The organism is Phreatobacter sp. GW821-FHT04C01 (genome assembly GCF_059420385.1).
In genome coordinates, this window is the sequence record NZ_JBWKTP010000009.1 from 1 (window position 1) to 22,408 (window position 22,408).

Here is a 22,408-nt window from a genome sequence, read left to right on the forward strand (position 1 = left end):
GCCAGGCGAATGAACTCGCGCTTCAGATCCATCACCGAGACCCCCGTGAACGGCATCGCAGATCTCCTTTCGAGATCCCAACAGTGTCCACGATGTCTCCGAACGAATGTCCACGATGTCTCCCGTCCATACACTCCCAAAGGGAGAGGGTGGCATCGGCAGAAGCAATTGCTTCTGCCCGACGTCAGCTGCCGGGTGAGGGGTCGTCCATGTCCGGATGGGGCGGCATGCGGCGCGAGCGTCAGCTGCGGTCCCGAGAGGTTACGCCCCTCACCCGGCGCCTGACGGCGCCACCCTCTCCCTTTGGGAGAGGGTTTGCGCAACGCCATTCGCATCATGCCCACTTCGCCACTCGCTATTCGCCATTCGCTGTGGGCCACTCGCCTACTCCGCCGGATGCACCTGGGCGCCCGGCGCCACGGCCGGCTCATGGCCCCGCACGCCGTTCAGCCAATCATTGAACCGGTCGAGATAGAGATAGACCACCGGCGTCGTGAACAGCGTCAGGAGTTGGCTCAGCAGCAGCCCGCCGACCATCGTATAGCCGAGCGGCTGCCGCAGCTCCGAGCCGGTGCCATGGCCGAGCATCAGGGGCAAGGCGCCGAGCAGCGCCGCCATGGTGGTCATCATGATCGGCCGGAACCGCATCAGGCAGGCCTGGCGGATCGACTCGGTCGGCGACAGGCCCTGCTCGCGTTCGGCATGGATGGCGAAATCGACCATCATGATGCCGTTCTTCTTGACGATGCCGATCAGCAGGATGACGCCGATCATGGCGATCACCGACAGGTCGAAATGGAAGGCCATCAGCATCAGGAGCGCGCCGACGCCCGCCGACGGCAAGGTCGACAGGATGGTCAGCGGGTGGATGTAGCTCTCGTAGAGCACGCCCAGAATGATGTAGACGGCGATCAGCGCCGCCAGCACCAGATAGGGCTCGCTGGCGAGCGAGGCCTGGAACGCCTGGGCGGTGCCCTGGAAACTCCCCGAGATCGAGGCCGGCATGCCGATCTCGGCGGCCGCCTTGTCGACCGCCTCGACCGCCTGGCCGAGCGCTGCTCCGGGCGCCAGGTTGAACGACAGCGTCACCGCCGGGAACTGGCCCTGGTGGTTGATCGACAGATAGGTCACGCCGCCGGTGTCGAACTTGGCGAAGGTCGACAAGGGCACCTGCTGGCCGGTGATCGGCGATTTCACATAGAGCTTGTTCAGCGTGTCGGGGTCGCCCACCAACGACGGATCGACCTCGAGCACCACGTGATAGGCGTTGAGCTGGGTGAAATATTGGGTCACCTGGCGCTGGCCGAAGGCGTCATAGAGCGTCTGGTCGATCAGCGCCGGCTGAATGCCGAAGCGCGCCGCCTGGTCGCGGTCGATCTTCAGGCTCAGCATGGTGCCGCTGGCCTGCTGGTCGGAGGCGACCCCGCGCAATTGCGGCAGCGCCTGCATCTTGGCGAGCAGCCGCGGCGCCCATTGGTTGAGCTCGGCGAGATCGGCGTCGCGCAGGGTATATTGATACTGGGTGCGCGACAGCCGGCCGCCGATATTCAGGTCCTGGGCCGCCTGCAGGAACAGCGCGGCGCCCTGCACCTTGGCAAGCTGCGGCCTGAGCCGGACGATGATCTCGTCGGCGGTCGCCTGGCGCTCGTCGCGCGGCTTCAGGCTGATGAAGACGATGCCGGTATTGGTGCTGCGCGTGCCGCCGACGGAGGCCGCCCAGCTGGCGATGTCGGGGTCGCGGGCGACCACATCGGTCAGCGCATGGGTCAGCCGCGCCATCTCGGTCGCCGAGACATCCTGGCCGGCCTCGGCGAAGCCGACGATGACGCCGGTGTCCTGCTGCGGGAAGAAGCCTTTCGGCACCATCACATAGAGCCCGATGGTGGCGGCGATGGTGGCGCCGAACACGGCGAGCGTCAGGCCGCGATGACGCAGCACGATGTCGAGGCCGGCCGCGTAGCGCCCCAGCATCCAGTCGAAGCCGCGTTCGGTCACCCGGTAGAAGCGGCCGTGGCGGGTATCCTTCTCGCTGCGCATGAAACGCGAGCACATCATCGGCGTCAGCGTCAGCGAGACGACGCCCGAGACCAGGATGGTCATGGTCACCACGATGGCGAATTCGCGGAACAGCCGGCCGACGATGCCGCCCATCAGCAGCAGCGGAATGAACACCGCCACCAGCGAAATGCTGATCGACAGGATGGTGAAGCCGATCTCGCCGGCGCCCTTATAGGCCGCCTCCATCGGGGAGAGCCCCTCCTCGATGTGGCGGTGAATGTTTTCCAGCATGACGATGGCGTCGTCGACGACGAAGCCGACCGCGATCGACAGGCCCATCAGCGACAGGTTGTCGAGACTGTAGCCCATGACATACATCAGCGCCGCCGTGCCGAGCAGCGCCAGAGGCACGGTGACCGCCGGGATGATGGTCGCCCACAGGCTCCTGAGGAACAGGAAGATCACCATCACCACCAGTGCGATGGTCAGGATCAGGGTGAACTGCACATCATGCACCGAAGCCTGGATGGTCTGGGTGCGATCGACAATGGTCTGGATCTTGATGGTCGGCGGGATCGCCGCCTGGATCTGCGGCAGCGCCGCCTGGATCGCCTGCACCGTCTCGACGACATTGGCGCTCGGCTGCTTGTAGATGATCAGGAGGATGCCGGGCTTGCCGTTCTGCCAGGCCGACAGCGTGGTATCTTCCGGCCCGTCGATGGCCCGCCCGACATCGCGCACCCGCACCGGCGCGCCGTTGTGATAGCCGACGATGATGTCGTTCCAGGGCGCGGCGCTCGTCAGCTGGTCGTTGTCGTAGATGGTGAAATTGCGGGTCGTGCCGTTGAGCGAGCCCTTGGGCGCATTGACCGTGGCATTGCCGATGACGCCGGCGACATCCTCCATGCCGATGCCGAGCGCGGCGAGCTTGGCCGGATCGACCTGGACGCGCACCGCCGGCTTCTGCTGGCCGCCAATGGTCACCAGGCCGACGCCGGGGATCTGCGACAGCTGCTGCGACAGCACGTTCTCCGCGAAGTCGTCGACGGTCGTCAGCGGCAGGGCGTCGGAATTGGCCGCCAGCACCAGGATCGGCGAGTCCGCCGGATTGACCTTGCGGATGGTCGGGTTGTTCGGCAGGTTTTTCGGCAATTGGCCACCCGCCGCCGAGATCGCGGTCTGAATATCCTGCGCCGCGCCGTCGATATTGCGGTTGAGGTCGAACTGGATGGTGATCGCCGTGCTGCCGAGGCTGCTCGACGAGGTCATCTGGGTGACGCCTGCGATCTGGGCGAACTGGCGCTCCAGGGGGGATGCGACCGACGAGGCCATGGTCTCGGGACTGGCGCCCGGCAGCGACGCCGACACCTGGATGGTCGGGAAATCGATCTGCGGCAGCGGCGCCACCGGCAGAATGGGATAGGCCACGAGACCGACCAGGAAAATGCCGATCATGATCAGCGAGGTCGCCACCGGCCGGCGGATGAAGGGGGCCGAGATGTTCATGGCTGTGCCCTCTGGCTGACCGTCGCGGCCTCGGCCGGCGCGCCGGCCGCGGCGGCGGCATTGCTGGCCGCCACCGTCACCAGCGCCCCCGGCTGCAACCGGTACTGGCCGCCGGTGACGACCTTTTCGCCGGCCTCGAGCCCCTGCCTGACGACGGCGACGCCGTCCTGGTCCTGGCCGATCTCGAGCGCGCGCATGTCGACGGTCTGATCCGGCTTGACCACATAGGCATAGAAGCCGGCCGGGCCGCGCTCGACCGCCGCCGAGGGTATGGTCAAGACGCCGCGCTCGGTGCGCAACAGCAGCCTGGTATTGACGAACTGGCCCGGCCACAGCTTGTTCTGCGGGTTCGGAAAGGTCGCCTTCAGCCGCATCGTGCCGGTCGCCTGGTCGATCTCGTTGTCGATCAGCAGGACGGTGCCGCGGTCGAGCACGCCGGTGCCGTCGCGCGCCAGGGCGGCGACCTCGACCGGCCCGGCCGCCATGGCGGCGGCGACCTCCGGGCGATCCTCTTCCGGCAGCGTGAAGACGATCGAGATCGGCTGCATCTGGGTCACCACCACGATGCCGCCGGTATCGCTCGCATGGACGATATTGCCGGCATCGACCAGGCGAATGCCGGCGACGCCGTCGATCGGCGAGGCGATGGTGGTGTAGTCGAGCTGAACCTTGGCCGCGTCGATGGCGCCCTGGTCGACGCGAATGGTCGCCTCCAGCTGCGCCACCAGGGCACGCTGGGTATCGAGCTGCTGGCGCGTGCCGAAATTGTTCTTGGCGAGATCGGTATAGCGCTGCAGGTCGAGCCTGGCATTGCCGAGCTGGGCTTCGTCCTGCACCTTCTTGGCCACCGCCTGATCGAAGGCCGCCTGATAGGGCCTGGGATCGATCTGAGCGAGAAGATCGCCACGCTTGACCTGCTGGCCCTCGGTGAAGGCGACCGTCTGCAACTGGCCGTCGACGCGTGCCTTGATGGTCACGGTATTGAACGCCTGGACCGTGCCGAGACCACGAAAATAGACGGGAACATCGGTCTTCGCCGCCGTCGCCGCCTCCACCGGAATGCTTGCCGCGACCGCCGCTACCGGCGGCGGAGCCTTGGCCTTCGACCACCAGGACCAGCCGGCATAACCGCCGCCGGCCACCAGCAGGATGATCGCCCCGGTCAGCGCCCGGCCGGCTTTGCTTCGGCGCGCCGGAGGGCTCGGACGCGCTGCCGGTTCGTCGCGCCGGCTCGGCGTCGCCTTGGCCTCGGTGGGAAGCGGACGGGCCTGATGCGCGGTCGGCCGGTCCTCGGCGGGTCCGGGCTCGCTCTGGTCCAGATCGGTGTCGGGGGCCGACAGCAGGGCGCTGGCCGGCCGGTCGCTTGAAAATGCCATGGTCGCAATGCCCCTTGCGGTGGCGCGGCCGGCGCGAAAAAAGATCGCCCGAGGCCGACGCGGATGCTGCGCTGCATCACGATTAAGCGCGCTGGGGGCTGTCTGGATCCTGGCTCGGAGATTACGGATTGGACACAATCTATCAACTGTTCGGGAGGTTTGGCGGGCTGCGGGGCTAGCGTGCCGACGCAAAGGGGCTGCCGCAGCGTCGGTGCAGAGCGCGGCCTTGTCTCCGCGATCTCCGACATCAGGCCCATCGACACGCCAATCCGGATGCGCGCCCAAGGGCTTGGAGCGGCTGGCGGATTCAGTTTCGAAACGCCACCACCGAACAGAATGCGCGTGAACCACCACTTCCACCTCTCCCCGGCGGGGAGAGGTCGGCCGAAGGCCGGGAGAGGGGGAAACGAGGCTTCCGAACAAGGCTCACCGCGCTTCGCTGGAGATTCCTCGGCGCGCGCGTTGCCCCCTCTCCCGGCGCTACGCGCCGACCTCTCCCCGCAGGGGCGAGGTCAGGAGGCGAGGCGGTGATCGACACCAGCCAGGAACGGCCGGCGGATTCACAATCGAAACGCCACTGCCCAGCACACCGAACAGGATGCACATGAACCACCACCTCCACCTCTCCCCGCCGGAGCGAGGTCAGGAGGTGAGGCCGTCACCGCTGGCAGCCAGAGGCGGTGCGGCGGTCGGTCTATCCACCCGCCGCTACCGCCGCTCCAAAATCTCCGCCATGGCCTGATAACCGCGCGCCCTCGCCAATTCGAGCGGCGTGTGGCCCTGCCGGTCGGCGAGATCGCGCCTGGCGCCGGCTTCGACCAGCGCCCGGACGGTGGCGATATGGCGCGGGCCGCCGCGGCCGAGGATCACCGCCTCGATCAGCGCGGTCCAGCCGAGATTGTTGACGTGGTCGAGCGGCGCGCCGGCGCGGATCAGTTCGCGCACCACGCCGTCATGGCCGAGATGGGCCGCTGCGATCAGCGCGGTCCCCTCATAGGGGCTGGTGACGGCGCGCGGGTCGCCGCCGAGCGCCAAGGCCAGTTGCAGCGTGGCCAGGTCGTCATTGACCGCCGCGATGGTGATCGCGTCATAGTGCCGGTGCTCCAGCGCGCGCGGATCGGCACCGGCTTCCACCAGCGCCCGCATGGCGTCGTGGCGGGCGAGGAAGGCGGCGACATGTAGCGGCGTGCGGCCGGCCGCATCGCGCCCATTGACGTTCGCCCCGGTCCGGGCGAGCCGGCGAATGGTCGCCGCGTCGCCGCTCGCGGCGGCCGCGTGCAGGCCTTGATAGGCCGCGATTTCGCGCGCCGTCGGCGGCGTCTGCGCGGACACGGTTCCGGCCATGGCGCCGAGCGCCAGGCCGGCCAGGAGGGCAGTCATTGCTGTCAGGCGCATGCCGCCCTCCCCTTGGTTTTCAACCGGTCAGCGCAGCTTGGCCTTCACCGCCTCGATGCCGGCATTGGCGCATTCCTCGTCGAGCTGGCCGCCCGGGGCGCCGCCGACACCGACCGCGCCGATCACCTCGTCGCCGACCTTCACCGGCACGCCACCGCCGAGCAAAAGGAACCCCTGGATCGAGGCGAGATGGCGGGCCGCCGGATTGCGCTCGGCATTCTCGGCGATCGCACCCGTGGCGGTGCGGGCGGAAGCGGCCGTATAGGCCTTGGCGCGGCTCGCATCGACGGTGTGCGGCCCGGCCCGGTCGGCGCGCAGCACGGCGCGGACGACGCCGGCGCGGTCGACCACGGTGGCGGTGACGTTGAAATTCTTGGCGGCGCAGGCGGCGACCGTCGCCTGGGCGATTTCCTGGGCGAGGCCGAGCGGCATGTTGCGCTCGCTCAGCACCTGGGCACCGGCGGCGGTTGCCAGCGACAGGCCGGCGGCGGCGAGGCAGGAGGTCATCGACAGGCGCGAAATCGACATCAGGGTTCTCCGGTTCCGAGGCGAAGCCCGCTGGCCGCCTTCGAGAACCGGGAATGCCATGCCCGGCGGGCGCCGTGGATCGGGGCCACGACCGAGCGCCATCCGTAGCGCTACCGAGAGGCGGCCTCCTCGAGCATCAGCCGGACCATTTCGGCGACCGAGGTGGTGCCGAGCTTTTCAGCCAGATGCGCCCGATGGGTGTCGACGGTGCGTGGCGACAGCGCCAGCGTCTCGGCGATGTCCTTGGTGGCGAAACCGCGCGATACCATGTCCAGCACCTCGCGCTCCCTGGGCGTCAGGCGCGCCAGCAGCGCGCGTGCCTCCGCCGCCTCCGCCGCCTTGGCGCTGGCGGCCTCGGCCCTGGCACGCATGCCCTCGATCGCCTCGATCAGGGCGTTCTCGTCGACCGGCTTGGTCAGGAAGTCGATCGCCCCGCCCTTGAAGGCGCGCCGGCAGGCATTGACGTCGGCATGGCCGGTCATCACCACCACCGGCCGCGGGTCGCCGTCGCGGGCGAGCTGTTCCAGCAATTGCAGGCCGGACATGCCGGGCATCCTGACATCCATGATGATGCAGCCGGCATGCCGGGCCGGCCCCTGGCGCAGGAAGGAGGCGGCGTCCGGGAAGGTCTCGACCTTGTAGCCGGCCGTGCGCAGCAGGAAGCTCAGCGCCTCGCGCACGTCGACATCGTCGTCGACCAGGAAAACGGTGAAGGACGCGGTCATTCCGCGGCCTCCCGCCGCTCCGGCGCCGCCCGGTGCAGCGGCAGCGCGATGGTGAAGCGGGCGCCGCCCTCGGCCCGGTTCACACCGGCGATGCGCCCGCCATTGGCTTCCACCAGCCGCTGCGACAGCGCCAGGCCGAGACCCATGCCGTTCGGCTTGGTGCTGCGGAACGGCTCGAACAGGCGCTGGGCCAGTTCGGGCGCCAGTCCCGGTCCAAGATCCTCCACGGCGATTTCGACCAGTTCGCCGGCAACCCCCGCGGAAACCACGACACGCCGGCGCTCGGGCGACAGCGCTTCGACCGCCTCGGCGGCGTTGCGGATCAGGTTGTGCAGGGCCTGCTCGACGGCGATCGGCTCGACCAGCACCACCGCATCGGCGGCCACCGGGCCGACGACCAGCTGCACGCCCCGGCCGGCGATATCGGCGCGGATCAGCGCCACCACATGGCCGATGAGCGCGCCGATATCCGTCGACCGACGCTCGGGTGCGCCCGGCCTGACATAGTCGCGCAGCCGGTCGAGAATGGCGCCGGCGCGCTTGGCGAGCCGGGCATTGGCCTCCAGCGCCTGGATCACCGCCTGGCGGTCGAGCGGCTCGCTCCTGATCAGCCGGGCGCCGGCCTGCGACTGGCTGAGAATGGCGGCGATCGGCTGCGCCAGCTCATGCGCGATGCCGGAGGCGAGCTCGCCCATGGCATTGACCCGGGTTGCCTGGGCGAGCCGCGCCTCGTCGGCGCTCAGGCTGGCGCGCCGGCGAGCGGCCTCCGCCTTGCGCCGTTCGGCGACGACCCGGTGGCCGAGCCAGGCGATGAGGCCGAGCGCCGCGGCAAGCGCCGCGACGGTGCCTGATGGCACGGTTTGCGCCAGGCTCAGCTGGCGCGTCAGGGACAGGAGCAGCGGCTGGCTCTGGCTGCCCAGCGTCTTGTCGAACCGAAGCGCGGGCCCGCTCCACAACGAAGCTGCCGGCTCGGCTACCGGCGCGATGATCGCCATGCCGTCCTCGGCTCTCAGCCCGATCGCGGTGGTCGCCATGCCGGGCTCGGCCTCGATCAGCCTGGCGGCATCGACCGTCATGACCAGCGCCAGCGGTTCGGCGCCCGCGCGCTTGACCAGGTGGTAGACGCCGGAGCCGGCCGCGCCCGGCAAGACGACGCTGCGCCCCGGCGGCTCGGCCGCGAGCCGTGAAGCGACCGCGGCCGGCGCCGGATTGCTCGCCTCGTCGGGATGGGTCGAGAACAAGACCTTGGGTTCCGCGCCGATCTCGACCACCGCGATGGTGCGGACCCTGGGATAGAAGCGCTGGACGCTGTCGGCGAGCACCGCGACGAGATCGCTGCGCAGCGGCCCGGGCACCCGCACGATGGCGCCGAGACTGGTCAGCAGCGCATCATGCTGGTCGGCGCGTTGCGAGATCACCCGGTGAAGGGTCTGGCCTTCCGCCTGCATGGCGCCGTCGAGCGCGCGGACATGCAAGGCGGTCACGCCCGCCGCCGCGATCAGCGATGCGACGGCCCAGCCGGCCAGCCAGCGCCAGGCCGACCGCCTGGCCTGGTTCGGCTCGCTCGATGCGTCCCTGTTCACAGTGTCGGTCAAAGGCGCTCCCGCCGCGCGGTGATGAAGCGCAGAACAAGGCATAGGGCGAGAGAACAATCAAATGGGTCGTGGACGACGGACGGGGAGCGCCTGCCTTTGATACGCCCTGAGAGCAGAAAACACCGCAGAATCAACCCTCTCCCAAAGGGAGAGGGTGGCGCCGTCAGGCGCCGGGTGAGGGGCGTAAGGTTTCAGAATGAGGGGGCGGCGGACGACGCGCATTGAGGTGCCAAGCGTGAGGCGCACCGTCCCATCCGGATATGGACGTCCCCTCACCCGGCAGCTGACGCTGCCACCCTCTCCCTTTGGGAGAGGGTTGGTTCGACAGCGCTTCTCCCAACCACTTGGCTTCAAATCCCCGCCTGCGCGCGGCACTGTCTTGCGCATCGCCAAAACCGGCCTCGCAACCTCAAAACGCTTCACTCAAGCTTGTAGCGGGCCGCCTCGGCCGGGCAGAGAAACGCGAACTGGCTGGTATTGGTCTCGAACGGGCTGCGTTCATTCGCCTGGCGCGCCCGGCTGACCAACTCCCAGTGCCCGTTCGGATCGGTGGAGCCAGCCTTGGCCGCCGCTGTCAGCCGCCAGCGATCGCCCCGCGGATTGGTCAGGATGCCCGCCCCGCAATCGGCCGAAAGGCGATGTTCGCGCCCGCCATCCTCGTTCATCGTGTCACGGACGCAGGATTGCAGCCAACGCAGGCCGCCTTCTTCCGCCCAGCTTGGACGCACATATTCGATGCAGAAGGTAATCGCGTCGGCTTCCCTCATCCGGGCCGTCGCGGAAGCGGCATTGCCGTCCCGGCCGCGAACACTCGTCACCGTCACAGTGCAGCCGGCCCGTGAGCAAATATAGAATGTCTGCCGAGGCGCATCTCCAGCCGCAGGCCTTGGCGCTTGTGCGAGACTTGGCGAGCCCGTCAAGGTGAGCGCGAGACCCGCGACAAACACAACTTTCATCGGTTTGCGACCCAGGTCGTCCGACCGCGCTGGTGACCGCGCTTCGACGACAGCCTCGCGGTCCATTCCCGAATAAACGCAATGGCTGCAAGACCGTCAAGGCGACGATCGAGGACCGACGCCCTGCCCGCTCAAATCCCCGCTTCCACCCGCTCCAGCGCCGCCTTCAGTTTCGCCCCATCCAGCTCCGCCTCGATCTGTCGGATATAGGGCGCTTCCGCGATAGTCCGTTCGGCGATGGTCTGGAGCGCGGCCGCCACATCGCCGGAAAGACCCATATCGGCGAGCTTCAACGGCAATCCAAGACGCTGATAGAAACTCCTGAAATCGCTCAGGAACTCAGCCGGCCGCCCCTCCACCACCAGCTGCACCAGCAGGCCATAGGCCACCTGCTCGCCATGCAGCGCCGCCGATAGCGCGGGGATCGCCGAAAAGCCGCGGGTCAGCGAATGGGCAAGCGACAGCCCACCGCTTTCGAAACCGAGCCCGCTCATCAGAATGGTGGCCTCGACCACGCTTTCCACCGCCCCGGTCGCGGTCCTGGCGCGCACGTCGGAGGTCGCCTTCTCGCCATGCTCGCGGATGATGGCATAGCAGCGATCGGCGATCGCCAGCGCCAGTTCCGGCGGTCGCGCCTTGTAGAAATTGAGGCCGCCGGTGCGGTAGCACTGTTCCGCCTCGAATTTCTTCGACAGGGCGTCGCCGATGCCGGCCACGAAAAACCGCACCGGCGCCTGCACGATGATGTCGGTATCGACAATGACGGCGTCCGGATTGGTCGTCATCAGCCGGACTTCGCTCAGCACATGCTCGGCGGTGTAGACGATGGCCAGCCGGCTGGTCGGGGAATCGTTGGAGGCGATCGTCGGCACGATGACGAGGCCGCCGCCCCGCGCGATCCTCACCCCCTTGGCGGTATCGATCGCCTTGCCGCCGCCGAGCCCGATGATCACCTCGGCACCGGCGGCAGCCGCCGCGGCCGTCATCCGGTCGATCTCGGCCGCCGTGCATTCGCCGCCGAAATCACCGAAGGCGATGCTGTCGAGATGGCCTGCGGTCGCTGCCGTCAGCCGGTCCTTCAAAAGGCCGGCGACGACCCGGTCGGCGACCACGAAGGCATGCCGGCCATGGATCGCCAGCATGGGGCCGAGCTGGTCGAGCGCGCCCGGTCCCTGAATATAGCGGTGCGGCGCACCGAAGGCCCGGATCGTCATGCTTCCCCCCAATGGAAATCGCGCTTGCCGCCATCCATGCAGATCAGCGCACCGTTGATGAAGGCGGCTTGTTCGGAACACAAGAAGGCGATGAGCGCGCCGACCTCTTCCGGCTGGCAGAACCGGCCGAGCGGGTTCTGGCCGGTGATCACCTGGCGCTTCTCGGCCGAGAAGCCGGCGATCAGCTCGGTCTCGACATAACCCGGCGCGATGGCATTGGCGGTGATGCCGCCTGAGCCAACTTCCTTGGCGAGCGTCCGGGTAAAGCCGATCACGCCCGCCTTCGCGGCGGAATAATTGGTGACGCCCGGGCGGCCGCCGCCGGTGACATTCATCGAGGAGGTGTTGACCACCCGGCCGAAACCGCCCGCGCGCATCAGCGGTACGGCATATTTGCTGCAGAGAAAGGTCGAGCGCAGGTGGGTGCGCAGGATGATGTCGAAATCGTCGATCGCCATGTCCTCGGCCAGCGCGCCGAGATGACGGCCGCCGGCGCCGGCATTGTTGATCAGGATGGCGAGACCACCGAGCTCGGCGGCCGCCTGGCGCACCACCTTTTCGGCGCCCGCGGGTTCGGAGACGTCGCCGATACAGGCGACCGCCCGCGTGCCCCGCTCGCGCAATTCCTGCACGGTCCGCTCGGCCGCCGCCGCGTCGATATCGTTGATGGCGATGGCGCAGCCTTCGGCCGCCAGCGCCAGGGCTTCGGCCTTGCCTATGCCGCGTGCCGCGCCGGTGACCAGGGCCACCTTGTCCTTCAGTCCGAAATCCATGGTCCCCTACCCTTTCACCGCGCCGGCACCCAGCCCTTGAATGAAATACTGGCTGAGCAGCGCGAAGGCGCCGAACAGCGGCAGCGCGATCAGCGTCGAGCCGGCCATGATCTCGCCCCAGCGCAGGTCGAACGAACCGACCATCGAGGAGAGCCCCACCGGCAGTGTCTTGTTGGCATCCGAGCCGATCATGATCAGCGCGAAGGTGTAGTCGGTCCAGGACAGCAGGAACGAGAAGATCGCCACCGTAATGAGGCCCGGCAGCGACAGAGGCAGCACGACCCGCAGGAAGGCGCCGAGCCGGGTGCAGCCGTCGACCATGGCCGCCTCTTCCAGCTCGAACGGCATGTTCTTGAAGAAGCCCCAGAGAAACCAGACGCCGAGCGGCAAGGTCAGCGTCAGATGCGCGGCGATCAGCCCGGCGAGGCTGTCGCTGAGGCCCAGCCTGGCGAAGATCGTGAACATCGGAATGGCGATCAGCAGCGGCGGGAACATATAGGCGTAGAGCATGGCGCCGACGATCAGCTTCTTGCCGCGGATCCTCTGGCGGGTCACCGCATAGGCGATCATCACCGAGAAGATCATGGTGATGGCGACGGTGACCACCGCGACGATGACGCTGTTGACGAAATGCTGCGGATAGTCGGTCAGCTCCAGCAGGTTCCGGTAATATTCGAGCGTGAACGGCCCCGGCATCAGCGAGATCTTGTGCAGGAGGCTCGTCGGCTCGCGCAGGCTCGACACCACCATCCAGTAGATCGGAAAAGCCGAATAGACGGAGATGACGACGGCCGCGGCATAGAGCCCCAGGCGGGCGGGCATGGACCTGGTCATGGCGGTCAATCCGTTTCGAGCGGGAACAGGCGGAAATAGACGAAGACCACCGCCGACAGGATCAGGAAGGAGATGGTGGCGATGGCGGCCCCTCCGCCGATGTCGAACAGCGAGAAGGCGTGGCGATAGGACAGGATCGCCAGGTGCTCGGTGGAGCTGACCGGCCCGCCGCGGGTCAGCAGCCAGATCACGTCGAACTTGTTGAACATCCAGATGGCGCGCAGGAGCACGATCACCGTCAGGATGGGTTTCAGCATCGGCACGGTGATGTGGAAGAAGCGCTGGATCGCGGTGGTGCCGTCGACGCGCGCGGCCTCGTAGAGGGAAGCCGGCACGGTTTGCAGCGCCGCCAGGAAACAGGTCGTGACGAAGGGCGTCCACATCCAGACGCTGACGAAGATCACCGAGGCCATGGCGGCGCCCGGGCTCTCGAACCAGTTGACCGGCGGCAGGCCGAGCCAGGCGATGCCCGCGGTGACGATGCCGATCGAGCCGTCGACCATCCATTTGAAGGTCAGCACCACCACTACGGTCGGCAGGAGATAGGGCAGGATCGACAGACCGCGGACGAAATTGCGGCCGGGAAACACCTCGTTCAGCACCAGCGCGAAACCAATGCCGAGCACCAGCTGCAGCACGATGGAACCGGCCGAATAGATCAGCCCGTTGACCAGCGCGTTCCAGAACTCAGGCAGCCTGATGACCGCGAGATAGTTGTCGAACCCGACCCATTGCGGCGTGCCGATGAAGGAATCCATCCGGTAGAACGACAGGCTGATGGCATAGACGACCGGCGCCACGATCAGCGCCAGCGTCACCACCAGGCCGATGCCCAGGAAGGAATAGATCGTTGCTTTGGAATTCACGGCCTGCCCTCGCAAGGGACCCGGCCGGACAAGGCCGGCCGGGTCTCGTCAACGATCACGCGACGACTTTGCGCATCTTCTCCGCCGCCGCCTTCAGGGCATCGGCCGAGGACATGTTCTTCAACACGCGGTTCTGCAGCATTTCCGGCACGACGAAGGCTTCGAACACCTTGCCGGGCCTGAGGTCCGGCTCCGGCCCCTCCGTGTCGATCGAGGTCAGGATCATCGACTTGTCGGTGATGAAGCCGCGCATCGTCTCGACCGCGTCCTTGTGCTTCTCGATCAAGGGATGGGCACGCCAGCGCTCGTCCTCGTAGACGTCGAGCCTGGGCGGCTGGAAGTGCAGTGGCGCGGTGTGCAGGAAGTTGATGTAGTGGTTCTCGGTGAACCAGGACATGAACTTCATCGACTCGTCGGAATTGCCGGTTTTCAGCACCACCCAGCCGTCATAGCCGTGGTTGACCGCCTTGGCCGCGCCCTTGCTGTCCATATAGGGCATGATGCCATATTTGCTGGCGAGCGCCGGCGAGTTGCGCTCCAGCGCCTCGATGATGCGGCCGGCATAGGCGGTATGGCCGAGCTTGTCGGAAGAGAAATTGCTCAGGACCTCGCCGAAGCTCGCCTGGCTCGTGCCGCTCGGCATGGTCTTGTAGAGCTCGGCGAAGAAATCCAGATAGCCCGTCACCTTGGGCGCCATCTCGGCATTGTCGATGATGACGTTCCACTTGTCGTCGAACAGCTTGACGCCCTCGGCCCACATGAAGCCGGGAGACAGCCAGTTGGTGGCGCCGTTCGAGCCGATCGGGAACAGCGAGCCCGACCGGCCGTCGGCGGTCAGGGCCTGCGAATTCTTCAGCATGTCGGCCCAGGTCTTGGGGACGCTGAGGCCCTTCGCCTCGTAGAGGTCTTTCCGATAATAGATCCAGGCGAGATTATAGTCGTAGGGGTACCAATAGACCTCGTTCTTGATCGGAAACAGGATCTTCGGGCCCCATTGCCGCTTCGCCGTCAGCTCGGTCAGCGGCATCAGCTGGCCTTCGGACGCCAGGATCAGCACATGGCCGACAAAGGCGAAGGTGGCGATGTCATAGGGCTGGCCGCCGCGCAGCGAGGTCGTCACCTTGGTGAAGGCATCGTCGAGCGGCACGCTGTCGACGATGATGCGGGTGCCGAACTGGCGCTCATATTCGGCGCAGGCGACGCGCAGCGCGCGAATGCTGTCGATCGAGGTCTCGGTGTTGAGAAACCTGAGCGTCTTCTTGCCCTGGGCGCGCACGATCGGCGCCCCCAGCGTCACCGCCGCGGCGGTCGCGCCGGCCCCCTTGATCAGCTTGCGTCGATCGAGCCCGCCGGCTTCTGTCCTGCTGGTCATGATGATCCTCCCTTTTTTACGTCCGTTATCAGCGGCCGGCGTCGAGCCGCTCGCCGGTGGACTTGGCAAACAGGTGCAGCCGATGCGGCTGGAAGCCGATGGCAAGGCTCTGCCGGGGGCTCAGCGTGTCGGAGCGCTCGGTCAAGACGCGCAGGCGCACGCCATTGGCCTCGCCGATCGACAGGGTCTGGGCCCCCAGCTGTTCGAGCACGTGAATGTTGAAGGCGACCGCGCCCGGCGCCTCGGCGACGGTGACATGTTCCGGGCGGATGCCGAGCACCACCTCGGTCCCCTCACCCGCCGCGACACCGGCGCCGAGCGGCACGGTCAGCCCGCCGGAAACGAAAGCGCCATTGGCGACGCGCCCCTCGATCAGGTTCATTTCGGGCGAGCCGATGAAACCGGCGACGAACAGGTTGGCCGGCCGGTCATAGACCTGCAGCGGCTGGCCGACCTGCTGGACATGGCCGTCGCGCATGATGACGATGCGGTTGGCGAGCGTCATCGCCTCGACCTGATCATGGGTGACATAGACCATGCTGGTACCGACCTCCTGGTGGAGGCGCGCGATCTCCTCGCGCATGCGCACCCTGAGCTTGGCGTCGAGGTTGGACAGGGGTTCGTCGAGCAGAAAGACGTCCGGGTTGCGCACCAAGGCGCGGCCGAGTGCCACCCGCTGCATCTGCCCGCCGGACAATTGCTTGGGTTTGCGTGCCAGGAATTCGTCGAGGCCGAGCATGGCCGCGGCCTTGCGCACACGGGCGTCGATCTCGGCCGGATCCATGCGGCGGATGCGCAGGCCGAAGGCGAGGTTCTCGTAGATCGTCTTGTGCGGATAAAGCGCGTAATTCTGGAACACCATGGCGATGTTCCGGTCCTTCGGCTCGAGCGCGGTGACGTCGCGCTGGCCGATATGGATGGTGCCCGCGGTGATCTCTTCCAGCCCCGCGATCATCCGCAGCGTGGTCGACTTGCCGCAGCCCGAGGGCCCCAGGAACACGACGAATTCGCCATCCTGGATGTCGAGATCGAAACCATGCACGGCGACCACGCCGCCATAGGCCTTGCGCACGCGGTTCAGACTGACCTTGGCCATGCTCAGCGCCCCTCGACGAAATCGTGGATGCGATGATTGAGCGGCGCCAAGGCACGCTGAATGTCGCGATAGATCGGGAAGCCCCTGCCATAGACCGCCGCCCGCGCTGGATCCGGCACGTGGGTCGCGACGATGCTCACCGCCTGCGCCGCCGCCTGCTCATCGGCGAAGACGCCGGCGCCGACACCCGCCAGCAGGGCCGCGCCGAAAGAGGCATCGGCCACCGCCGGCAGTTCGACCGTCACGTTCAGGACGTCGGCGACGATCTGGCGCCAGAGCGGGCTCTTCGCCCCGCCGCCGGTCAGCCGCGCGGTGGTGAAGCCGAGATCACGCGCGCGCAGCACCTCCAGGCAATCGCGCAGCGAATAGGCGACGCCCTCGTAAAGGGCGCGAACGAAATGGCCGGGGCCGTGGTTGAAACCGGCCCCGACGAAATCGGCGCGCAGCAGCGGGTCCCAATGCGGGCTGCGCTCGCCGTTCAGATAGGGGTGGAAGAACAGGCCCTCGGAACCGGGCGCGACCGCCGCGGCCAGCCGGTCCATGTGGTCGAACACCGGACCGCCCTCTTCGCCCGGCCGCTTGAAGAAGGTATCGCGCAGCCATTTATGCGCCGAGGCGCAGGAATTGGTCGCTGCGATGACATACCAATGCGCGGGCACCACGTGGAAATAGTTGATCAGCGCGAAATCCGGTCGCGCCGTCTTCGAGAGAACATTGACGGTGGCCGCGGTGGCGAGTTTCACCACGCCGAGCCCCTCGCGCACCATGCCGGCACCGAAGGTCTCGGCCGCCGTATCCGAGGTGCCGCAGACGACCGGCGTCCCCTCGGGAATGCCGGTGAGACGGGCGGCCTCAGCCGTCACCCCGCCGACGACCGTGCGCGGCTGGACGATCGGCGGCAGCGTGTCCATCGGCCAGCCGATCATGGCGCAGAGCTCGTCCGACCAGACGCCCTTGTGGGCATCGAGCATGAGTGTGCCGAGCGCATCGATCGTGTCGGTCTCGAACGTGCCGGTGAAACGCGAGCGCAGCCAGTCCTTGGCGACATAAAGCCGCTTTACCCGGGCGAAGGCCTCGGGTTCGTGGCGCTTGACCCACAACATCTGCGGCAAGGTCCAGGTCGGATTGGCCCGGTTTGCGCCGATATCGAGAATACGCTGGTCGGCGAGGTCACGCAGTTCCTGGGTCTCGGCCCGGCTGCGCTGGTCGTTCCACAGGATCGCCGGACGGATGACCCGGCCCTCGGCATCCTCCAGCACCTGGGTATGGGCGCCGGCGGAAAACGAGATCGCGGCGATCGTGCCGGCCTTGCGTGCGGCCTCCGCCACCGGCGGCACGGCGGCGGCGACCGCCCGCCACCAGTCCTGCGGGTCCTGCTCGCTCCAGCCGGCATGCGGCGTGGCGGTCGCGACCGGCGCCGAGGCCTCGGCCACCAGGCTGCCATCGGCCCTGATGGCGCTGACCTTCAGCGAGCCGGCGCCGAGATCGATGCCGATGAGGATGGGATCGGGCTTAGCCATTGCGAATGTCCACGGCGCCCTTGGCCGGCCTGAGACCCAGCTTGCCGGGATTGAGCAGATTGCCCGGGTCGAGTGCGTCCTTGATCGTCTGCAGCAGATCGAGGCCGGCGCCGAGTTCGCGGCGGATCCAGGGATTGCGGAACAGCCCGACGCCGTGATGGTGGGCGATCGAGCCGCCGTGATCGAGGGTCAGGCCCTCGATGGTGTCCCAGAGCTTCGCATGCAGCGGCAAGGCATCCGCCTCCGGCATCGGCGGCAGGCGAATGGTCATGTATTGGCAGGCGCCTTCCGGATAGACATGCGACCAGTGCGCGCCGAAATGCACGGCCGGATAGATCATGCGCACGGCCTTGGCGATGCTGTCATAGAGCTCCGGCAGCACCGACCAGTTGCCGGTCACCTCGATCGTGTCGTTGAAATAGCCGGCCGCATGCCATTTCTGCGAATAGGCGACGTAGCGATTGGCGATCCAATGGTCATAAGGCCCGCTCGGCGCCTCTTCGCCGCCGAACTCCGCGGCGATGGCGAGCGCCATCTCCTGCTCGGTGGTCACCAGCGGCTCGGCACCTGAAAAAGCCAGAACGGCGAGGATCGGCTTCGTCTTGAAGGGGGCGAGATCGGCGGTGCGCTCGGCGCTTTCCACCGCGTCATAGAGCCGGACGATGCTCGGCCGGAGCTCGGCCTGCATGATCGCGCGCGCCGCGTCGAAAGAGGCCTGCAGCGTCGGGAAGGCCAGCACCACGCCGCGCTCGACCGCGGGCTTGCGCCAGATCCGCAGGGTCAACTCGGTGATGACGCCGAAGGCGCCCTCGCTGCCGACCAGGAGGTCGCGGATCGACGGGCCGACCGAGCGGCGCGCCACCGGCCGGACCTCGAGCGGCGTGCCGTCGGGCAGCACCGCCTTCAGGCCGATGACGATATCCTCGATCTTGCCGTAGCGGCTGCTCGCCTGGCCGCCGCCCCGGCAGGCGGCCCAGCCGCCGACGGTGGAAATCTCGATCGATTGTGGCAGATGACCTGTCGTGAAGCCTGCCGCGTTCAACGCCTGTTCGAAGGCCGCGCCGTTCATACCGGCGCGCACCGTCACCATGGCGTCGGTGGCGTTGAGCGAGACGATGCCGTCGAGCCGGCGCAGGTCCAGCATCACCTCGCCGCCGAGCGGGATGGCGCCGCCGAGCACGCCCGAGCCATTGCCATAGGGGATCAGCCGAATGCCCTGCGCGTTCGCCAGCCGAACCACCTTGGCGACCTCGCCGGCATCCGCCGGCCGCACCACCAGCTGCGGCATGGCGCCGGCGAGCAGACCGACGCGCTCGCGGAACACGGCGAAGGGCAGCCGGTCGCGGGCATAAGCGAGGCGCTCGTCGAAGCCGGTGAGCACATGGGCCGCGCCGACAAGGCCGGCAAAAGCCGCCGCCTGCTCCGGCACCGCCACATCGCTGGCCCGCGCCGCGGCAATCGAATGATCCGTCATGAACACCTCCACATGGAGGCGCGAAGCGACAGTCTCATTCCGCACCCTCCCTTGATGCTGTCGTGCATTTTGCACAATCGTTTGTTCAAGACTGTCGAAAAGGAGGAAGGCCGTCAAGCGGCAATTGTTTGAAGTGAGGATCTTGGGAGAAATCAGGCGCCAATTGACCCTCTCCCAAAGGGAGAGGGTGGCAGCGTCAGCTGCCGGGTGAGGGGTCGTCCCTCCCCGGATGGGGCAGCATGCGGCGTGAGCGTCGGCATCAGCCCCGAGCGCCTACGCCCCTCACCCGGCGCCTGACGGCGCCACCCTCTCCCTTTGGGAGAGGGTTGGTTTCGCTGCGCCTTTGCGTCGGCCGGGAGGTCAGAACACAGGGTACCCCTGGCCACCCTACCCGCCCGACACCGGCCCGGTCGAAGCCCTCGCCACCAACCCCTCCGGCGCCAGCGGCGCAATGCCCTCGGGCTGCTCTCCCCGCACCAATCGCACCAGCAATTCGGTCGCAAGCCGGCCCATGCGTTCGGTCGGCATGCGCACGGTGGTCAGCGCCGGATAGAGCATGGTGGCGACGGCTGCGTCATGCAGGCCGATCACCGAGACGTCCTGCGGAATACGGCAGCCGGCCTCGTGCAGCACCGCCATGGCGCCGGCGGCGGAGACGAGGGTTGCCGCGAGCACGGCGGTGGGTTTCCGGTCGATCAGCTGGCGCATCGCCTCGGCGCCGCCCTCCGCGGTGTAGCCGGCGACCGCCACCAGATCAGGATCGAAATCGATGCCGTGGGCGGCAAGGCCCTCGCGATAGCCGGCGAGCCGCTCGCCGGCGTTGAAGCCGCCGGGCCGGCCGGCGAGATGGGCGATGCGCCGATGGCCGAGGCCGACCAGATGGTCGAGCGCGATGCGGGTGGCCGCCCGGCTGTCGAGCACCACCGAATAGCGCGCGCCGGCGAGCGTCCGGTTGAGCAGCACATAGTCGGTGTCGGTTGCTTCGAGCTCGCTCAAAAGCACGTCGTCATTGTCGAGGCTCGCCACCAGCAGGCCGTCGACCCGGTTGCCCTCGCTCAGCCGCCGGTAGGCGCCGGCATCATGAGCCCCGGGCGCCCGATGGGCGATCAGAAGCGAGAAGCCGTGCTCGGCGGCCGCTGCCTCCGCCCCCTGGATCGCCGCGGCGAAGACCGGATTGTCGAGTTGCGGCACCACGATGCCCAGCGTCGAGGAGCGCGCCGTGCGCAGACCGCGCGCAAAGGCATTGGCCCGGTAGTCGAGCTCGCGCGCCACCTGGACGATGCGCTCGCGGGTCTCCTCGCGAATCCGCTGCGCCGCCTCGCCGCGCAGCACGCGCGAAGCGGTCGAGACATCCACCCCGGCCAGGCGGGCTACATCGGAAAGCGTCGGTCGAGCCATATCGTTGACCGATATGGCATGAGGCCGCGTCCGGGGCCAGAGTGGAGAGGCAGGTCGAACCGGCCCGCGGGCGAGACGAACCGGCCCGGTCATCAGCGAGGATGGGATTCGTGATCAATCTGTTCGACGGCCTGCCGGCCAAGGCGGAAACGGAACTGTTCACCGAACTGCTCACGCGGCGGGGCGTGCGGATCGAGCGGATCGTCTCGACCGGCCAGTCGACCCCGCCGGACCAGCCCTACGACCAGGCCCACGACGAATGGGTCCTGCTGCTCAAGGGCTCGGCCTCCCTCTGGCTGGAGGGCGACGGCGAACGCGAACTGCGTCCGGGCGATCATCTGCTGATTCCAGCCCACCAGCGCCACCGGGTGCTCCGAACCGCCCAGGACGAACCGACCGTCTGGCTCGCCATCCACTTCGCATAAGGGCCCGAAACAAACCTGCCGTCGGAAGGTGGGCAAGCGGCCGGCGGCGCGTCACACCTTCGGATCGGGATTTTCGGTATTGCCCCGGCTTTCCTGGATCAGCAGCCGGCCGGTCGAGGCGGCGTGTCGGAACACCGAGGCCGCGACATAGTCGGGATCGGCCAGCCAGGCTTCGACATGCTGCTGGCTGGGAAATTCCAGGATCACCATGCGGTCGGTGAACGGCTCGCCCTCGGCGGTGGTCACCTCGTCGCCGCGCGTCAGGAAGCGCCCGCCATGCCGCTTCACCAGCGGCGGCGTCAGTGCGGTATATTTCCGGTAGGTCTCGGGATCCCGAATCGCCATCGTCGCTATCACATAGGCCGGCATGCCAGTCTCCTCAGTACAGGCCTGGACCATAGCAGTCGCGCTCGCGACGGCGAGAGCCGGATTGCGGCGAGGTCCGCCTGCCTCGGCGTCGGCCCCTGTGCGACAGGCCGCTTGCGATCTTGCCGGGAGACCTCCGCCACCAGGGCCACCGGCTCGGCGTCGGCCCGGGACGATCGGCCGCAATTTATGATATCGTGACGCGTTTCGATAATCTTCCAAAGAAAGCTGCGAATGATTCGCAAATCGAGAACCGTCGAAGACGACACCCCCGCGACCCAGGCATCCAGCGTCTACGAGCGCCTGCGCGACGACGTGATCTCCGGCGCGCTGGCGCCGAACATGCGCCTGCCGCTCGAAATGCTGCGGGATCGCTACGGCGTCGGCGTCACGCCGATCCGGGAAGCCCTGTACCGGCTGTCGTCGTCCCTGCTGATCGAGGCGGAGGAGCAGCGCGGCTTCCGCGTGACCGGCATCAGCCTGCAAAAATACCAGCAGATCGTGTCGGCTCGCGAGAGCTTCGAAACCCTCATCCTCGTCGAGTCGATCAAGTCGGGCGATATCGACTGGGAAGGCCGCATCATCAGCGCGCACCGGGCCATGTCCCGGCATCCGGTCTTCGAAGCCGGAACGACGACCATGGTCACGCCCGCCTGGGGCGAGGCCCATCACCGCTTCCATCGCGAGATCCTGTCCGGCAGCAATCACGTCTTTCTCGAACATTTCCAGCGCCTGTTCTGGGACCACGCCGACCGCTACCGCAATGTCGTCAAGCCGTCGCCGCTCAGCCCCGATGTCCTGAAGCGCGATCACGACCAGCTGCTGGATGCCGCGCTCGATCGCGACACCGACATGGCCTGCATGGTGCTGCGCCGCCACATCAAGAACGGCGCGACCGCGACCCTGGCCGCACTGGCCTCGAGCGGCGGTCCAACCCCGCTATCGAGCGATTGACATTTTATTTGATTGGATGAAATTTATATGATCCGTC

The 22,408-nt window shown here is 67.4% G+C and carries 19 protein-coding genes; 2 read left to right on the top strand and 17 right to left on the bottom strand.

Annotated elements, in window-relative coordinates:
- Positions 1 to 384 precede the first annotated feature (384 nt).
- From AC07WJ_RS27565 to AC07WJ_RS27640, 16 genes are all read right to left on the bottom strand, one after another.
- Entirely contained in the window at positions 385 to 3,504 is a 3,120-nt protein-coding gene (locus AC07WJ_RS27565) for a multidrug efflux RND transporter permease subunit (protein ID WP_494937899.1), read from the bottom strand.
- Positions 3,501 to 4,880 carry an efflux RND transporter periplasmic adaptor subunit gene (locus AC07WJ_RS27570; RefSeq protein WP_494937900.1) on the bottom strand — a complete coding sequence of 460 codons (1,380 nt, stop codon included), beginning with the start codon at positions 4,878 to 4,880 and terminating at the stop codon, positions 3,501 to 3,503. Before AC07WJ_RS27570 ends, AC07WJ_RS27565 begins: the two co-directional genes overlap by 4 nt.
- Before the next feature lie 708 nt (positions 4,881 to 5,588).
- Positions 5,589 to 6,275 carry an ankyrin repeat domain-containing protein gene (locus tag AC07WJ_RS27575; RefSeq protein ID WP_494937901.1) on the bottom strand — a complete coding sequence of 229 codons (687 nt, stop codon included), beginning with the start codon at positions 6,273 to 6,275 and terminating at the stop codon, positions 5,589 to 5,591.
- A 27-nt stretch (positions 6,276 to 6,302) separates the two neighbouring features.
- The gene (locus AC07WJ_RS27580; RefSeq protein ID WP_494937902.1) at positions 6,303 to 6,803 is read right to left on the bottom strand and encodes a GlcG/HbpS family heme-binding protein; all 501 of its coding nucleotides are present in this window, start codon (positions 6,801 to 6,803) and stop codon (positions 6,303 to 6,305) included.
- A gap of 110 nt (positions 6,804 to 6,913) precedes the next feature.
- Entirely contained in the window at positions 6,914 to 7,528 is a 615-nt protein-coding gene (locus AC07WJ_RS27585) for a response regulator transcription factor (protein WP_494937903.1), read from the bottom strand.
- Positions 7,525 to 9,123 carry a sensor histidine kinase gene (locus AC07WJ_RS27590; protein WP_494937904.1) on the bottom strand — a complete coding sequence of 533 codons (1,599 nt, stop codon included), beginning with the start codon at positions 9,121 to 9,123 and terminating at the stop codon, positions 7,525 to 7,527. The genes AC07WJ_RS27585 and AC07WJ_RS27590 overlap by 4 nt, the downstream gene beginning before the upstream one ends.
- 419 nt (positions 9,124 to 9,542) lie before the next feature.
- Entirely contained in the window at positions 9,543 to 9,890 is a 348-nt protein-coding gene (locus AC07WJ_RS27595) for a hypothetical protein (RefSeq protein WP_494937905.1), read from the bottom strand.
- 320 nt (positions 9,891 to 10,210) lie between these two features.
- The gene (locus AC07WJ_RS27600; protein WP_494937906.1) at positions 10,211 to 11,293 is read right to left on the bottom strand and encodes a glycerol dehydrogenase; all 1,083 of its coding nucleotides are present in this window, start codon (positions 11,291 to 11,293) and stop codon (positions 10,211 to 10,213) included.
- Positions 11,290 to 12,066, bottom strand: coding sequence for an SDR family NAD(P)-dependent oxidoreductase (locus AC07WJ_RS27605; protein WP_494937907.1), 777 nt, complete (start codon positions 12,064 to 12,066; stop codon positions 11,290 to 11,292). Before AC07WJ_RS27605 ends, AC07WJ_RS27600 begins: the two co-directional genes overlap by 4 nt.
- Positions 12,067 to 12,072: 6 nt before the next feature.
- The gene (locus AC07WJ_RS27610; RefSeq protein ID WP_494937908.1) at positions 12,073 to 12,900 is read right to left on the bottom strand and encodes a carbohydrate ABC transporter permease; all 828 of its coding nucleotides are present in this window, start codon (positions 12,898 to 12,900) and stop codon (positions 12,073 to 12,075) included.
- 5 nt (positions 12,901 to 12,905) lie between these two features.
- Complete coding sequence (locus AC07WJ_RS27615) at positions 12,906 to 13,766, bottom strand: carbohydrate ABC transporter permease (protein ID WP_494937909.1); 861 nt, start codon at positions 13,764 to 13,766, stop codon at positions 12,906 to 12,908.
- Between the two features lie 55 nt (positions 13,767 to 13,821).
- Entirely contained in the window at positions 13,822 to 15,138 is a 1,317-nt protein-coding gene (locus AC07WJ_RS27620; RefSeq protein WP_494937910.1) for an ABC transporter substrate-binding protein, read from the bottom strand.
- Positions 15,139 to 15,166: 28 nt separating this feature from the next.
- Positions 15,167 to 16,234, bottom strand: a complete 1,068-nt coding sequence (locus tag AC07WJ_RS27625) for an ABC transporter ATP-binding protein (RefSeq protein ID WP_494937911.1) — start codon at positions 16,232 to 16,234, stop codon at positions 15,167 to 15,169.
- Between the two features lie 2 nt (positions 16,235 to 16,236).
- Positions 16,237 to 17,754, bottom strand: coding sequence for a xylulokinase (gene xylB, locus AC07WJ_RS27630; protein WP_494937912.1), 1,518 nt, complete (start codon positions 17,752 to 17,754; stop codon positions 16,237 to 16,239).
- Complete coding sequence (locus AC07WJ_RS27635; RefSeq protein WP_494937913.1) at positions 17,747 to 19,228, bottom strand: FAD-binding oxidoreductase; 1,482 nt, start codon at positions 19,226 to 19,228, stop codon at positions 17,747 to 17,749. The genes xylB and AC07WJ_RS27635 overlap by 8 nt, the downstream gene beginning before the upstream one ends.
- Before the next feature lie 387 nt (positions 19,229 to 19,615).
- On the bottom strand, positions 19,616 to 20,626 hold the full coding sequence (locus tag AC07WJ_RS27640; protein WP_494937914.1) for a LacI family DNA-binding transcriptional regulator: 1,011 nt from the start codon (positions 20,624 to 20,626) through the stop codon (positions 19,616 to 19,618).
- Between the two features lie 101 nt (positions 20,627 to 20,727).
- On the opposite strand from AC07WJ_RS27640, the gene AC07WJ_RS27645 reads away from it, so the two are divergent.
- On the top strand, positions 20,728 to 21,051 hold the full coding sequence (locus tag AC07WJ_RS27645) for a cupin domain-containing protein (protein WP_494937915.1): 324 nt from the start codon (positions 20,728 to 20,730) through the stop codon (positions 21,049 to 21,051).
- A 51-nt stretch (positions 21,052 to 21,102) separates the two neighbouring features.
- Here the strand turns inward: AC07WJ_RS27645 and AC07WJ_RS27650 are convergent, their stop codons facing one another.
- Positions 21,103 to 21,420 (bottom strand): DUF1330 domain-containing protein, encoded by a 318-nt coding sequence (locus AC07WJ_RS27650; RefSeq protein WP_494937916.1) that lies wholly within the window; start codon positions 21,418 to 21,420, stop codon positions 21,103 to 21,105.
- A 231-nt stretch (positions 21,421 to 21,651) separates the two neighbouring features.
- Between AC07WJ_RS27650 and AC07WJ_RS27655 the strand changes: the two genes are divergently transcribed.
- Positions 21,652 to 22,371 carry a GntR family transcriptional regulator gene (locus AC07WJ_RS27655; RefSeq protein WP_494937917.1) on the top strand — a complete coding sequence of 240 codons (720 nt, stop codon included), beginning with the start codon at positions 21,652 to 21,654 and terminating at the stop codon, positions 22,369 to 22,371.
- Positions 22,372 to 22,408 lie beyond the last annotated feature (37 nt).

Coding starts and splice junctions, on each gene's coding strand:
- AC07WJ_RS27565 (WP_494937899.1), bottom strand. CDS start 3,504: ATGAACATCTCGGCCCCCTTCATCCGCCGGCCGGTGGCGACCTCGCTG.
- AC07WJ_RS27570 (WP_494937900.1), bottom strand. CDS start 4,880: ATGGCATTTTCAAGCGACCGGCCGGCCAGCGCCCTGCTGTCGGCCCCC.
- AC07WJ_RS27575 (WP_494937901.1), bottom strand. CDS start 6,275: ATGCGCCTGACAGCAATGACTGCCCTCCTGGCCGGCCTGGCGCTCGGC.
- AC07WJ_RS27580 (WP_494937902.1), bottom strand. CDS start 6,803: ATGTCGATTTCGCGCCTGTCGATGACCTCCTGCCTCGCCGCCGCCGGC.
- AC07WJ_RS27585 (WP_494937903.1), bottom strand. CDS start 7,528: ATGACCGCGTCCTTCACCGTTTTCCTGGTCGACGACGATGTCGACGTG.
- AC07WJ_RS27595 (WP_494937905.1), bottom strand. CDS start 9,890: ATGAGGGAAGCCGACGCGATTACCTTCTGCATCGAATATGTGCGTCCA.
- AC07WJ_RS27600 (WP_494937906.1), bottom strand. CDS start 11,293: ATGACGATCCGGGCCTTCGGTGCGCCGCACCGCTATATTCAGGGACCG.
- AC07WJ_RS27605 (WP_494937907.1), bottom strand. CDS start 12,066: ATGGATTTCGGACTGAAGGACAAGGTGGCCCTGGTCACCGGCGCGGCA.
- AC07WJ_RS27610 (WP_494937908.1), bottom strand. CDS start 12,900: ATGACCAGGTCCATGCCCGCCCGCCTGGGGCTCTATGCCGCGGCCGTC.
- AC07WJ_RS27620 (WP_494937910.1), bottom strand. CDS start 15,138: ATGACCAGCAGGACAGAAGCCGGCGGGCTCGATCGACGCAAGCTGATC.
- AC07WJ_RS27625 (WP_494937911.1), bottom strand. CDS start 16,234: ATGGCCAAGGTCAGTCTGAACCGCGTGCGCAAGGCCTATGGCGGCGTG.
- xylB (WP_494937912.1), bottom strand. CDS start 17,754: ATGGCTAAGCCCGATCCCATCCTCATCGGCATCGATCTCGGCGCCGGC.
- AC07WJ_RS27635 (WP_494937913.1), bottom strand. CDS start 19,228: ATGACGGATCATTCGATTGCCGCGGCGCGGGCCAGCGATGTGGCGGTG.
- AC07WJ_RS27640 (WP_494937914.1), bottom strand. CDS start 20,626: ATGGCTCGACCGACGCTTTCCGATGTAGCCCGCCTGGCCGGGGTGGAT.
- AC07WJ_RS27645 (WP_494937915.1), top strand. CDS start 20,728: ATGGGATTCGTGATCAATCTGTTCGACGGCCTGCCGGCCAAGGCGGAA.
- AC07WJ_RS27650 (WP_494937916.1), bottom strand. CDS start 21,420: ATGCCGGCCTATGTGATAGCGACGATGGCGATTCGGGATCCCGAGACC.
- AC07WJ_RS27655 (WP_494937917.1), top strand. CDS start 21,652: ATGATTCGCAAATCGAGAACCGTCGAAGACGACACCCCCGCGACCCAG.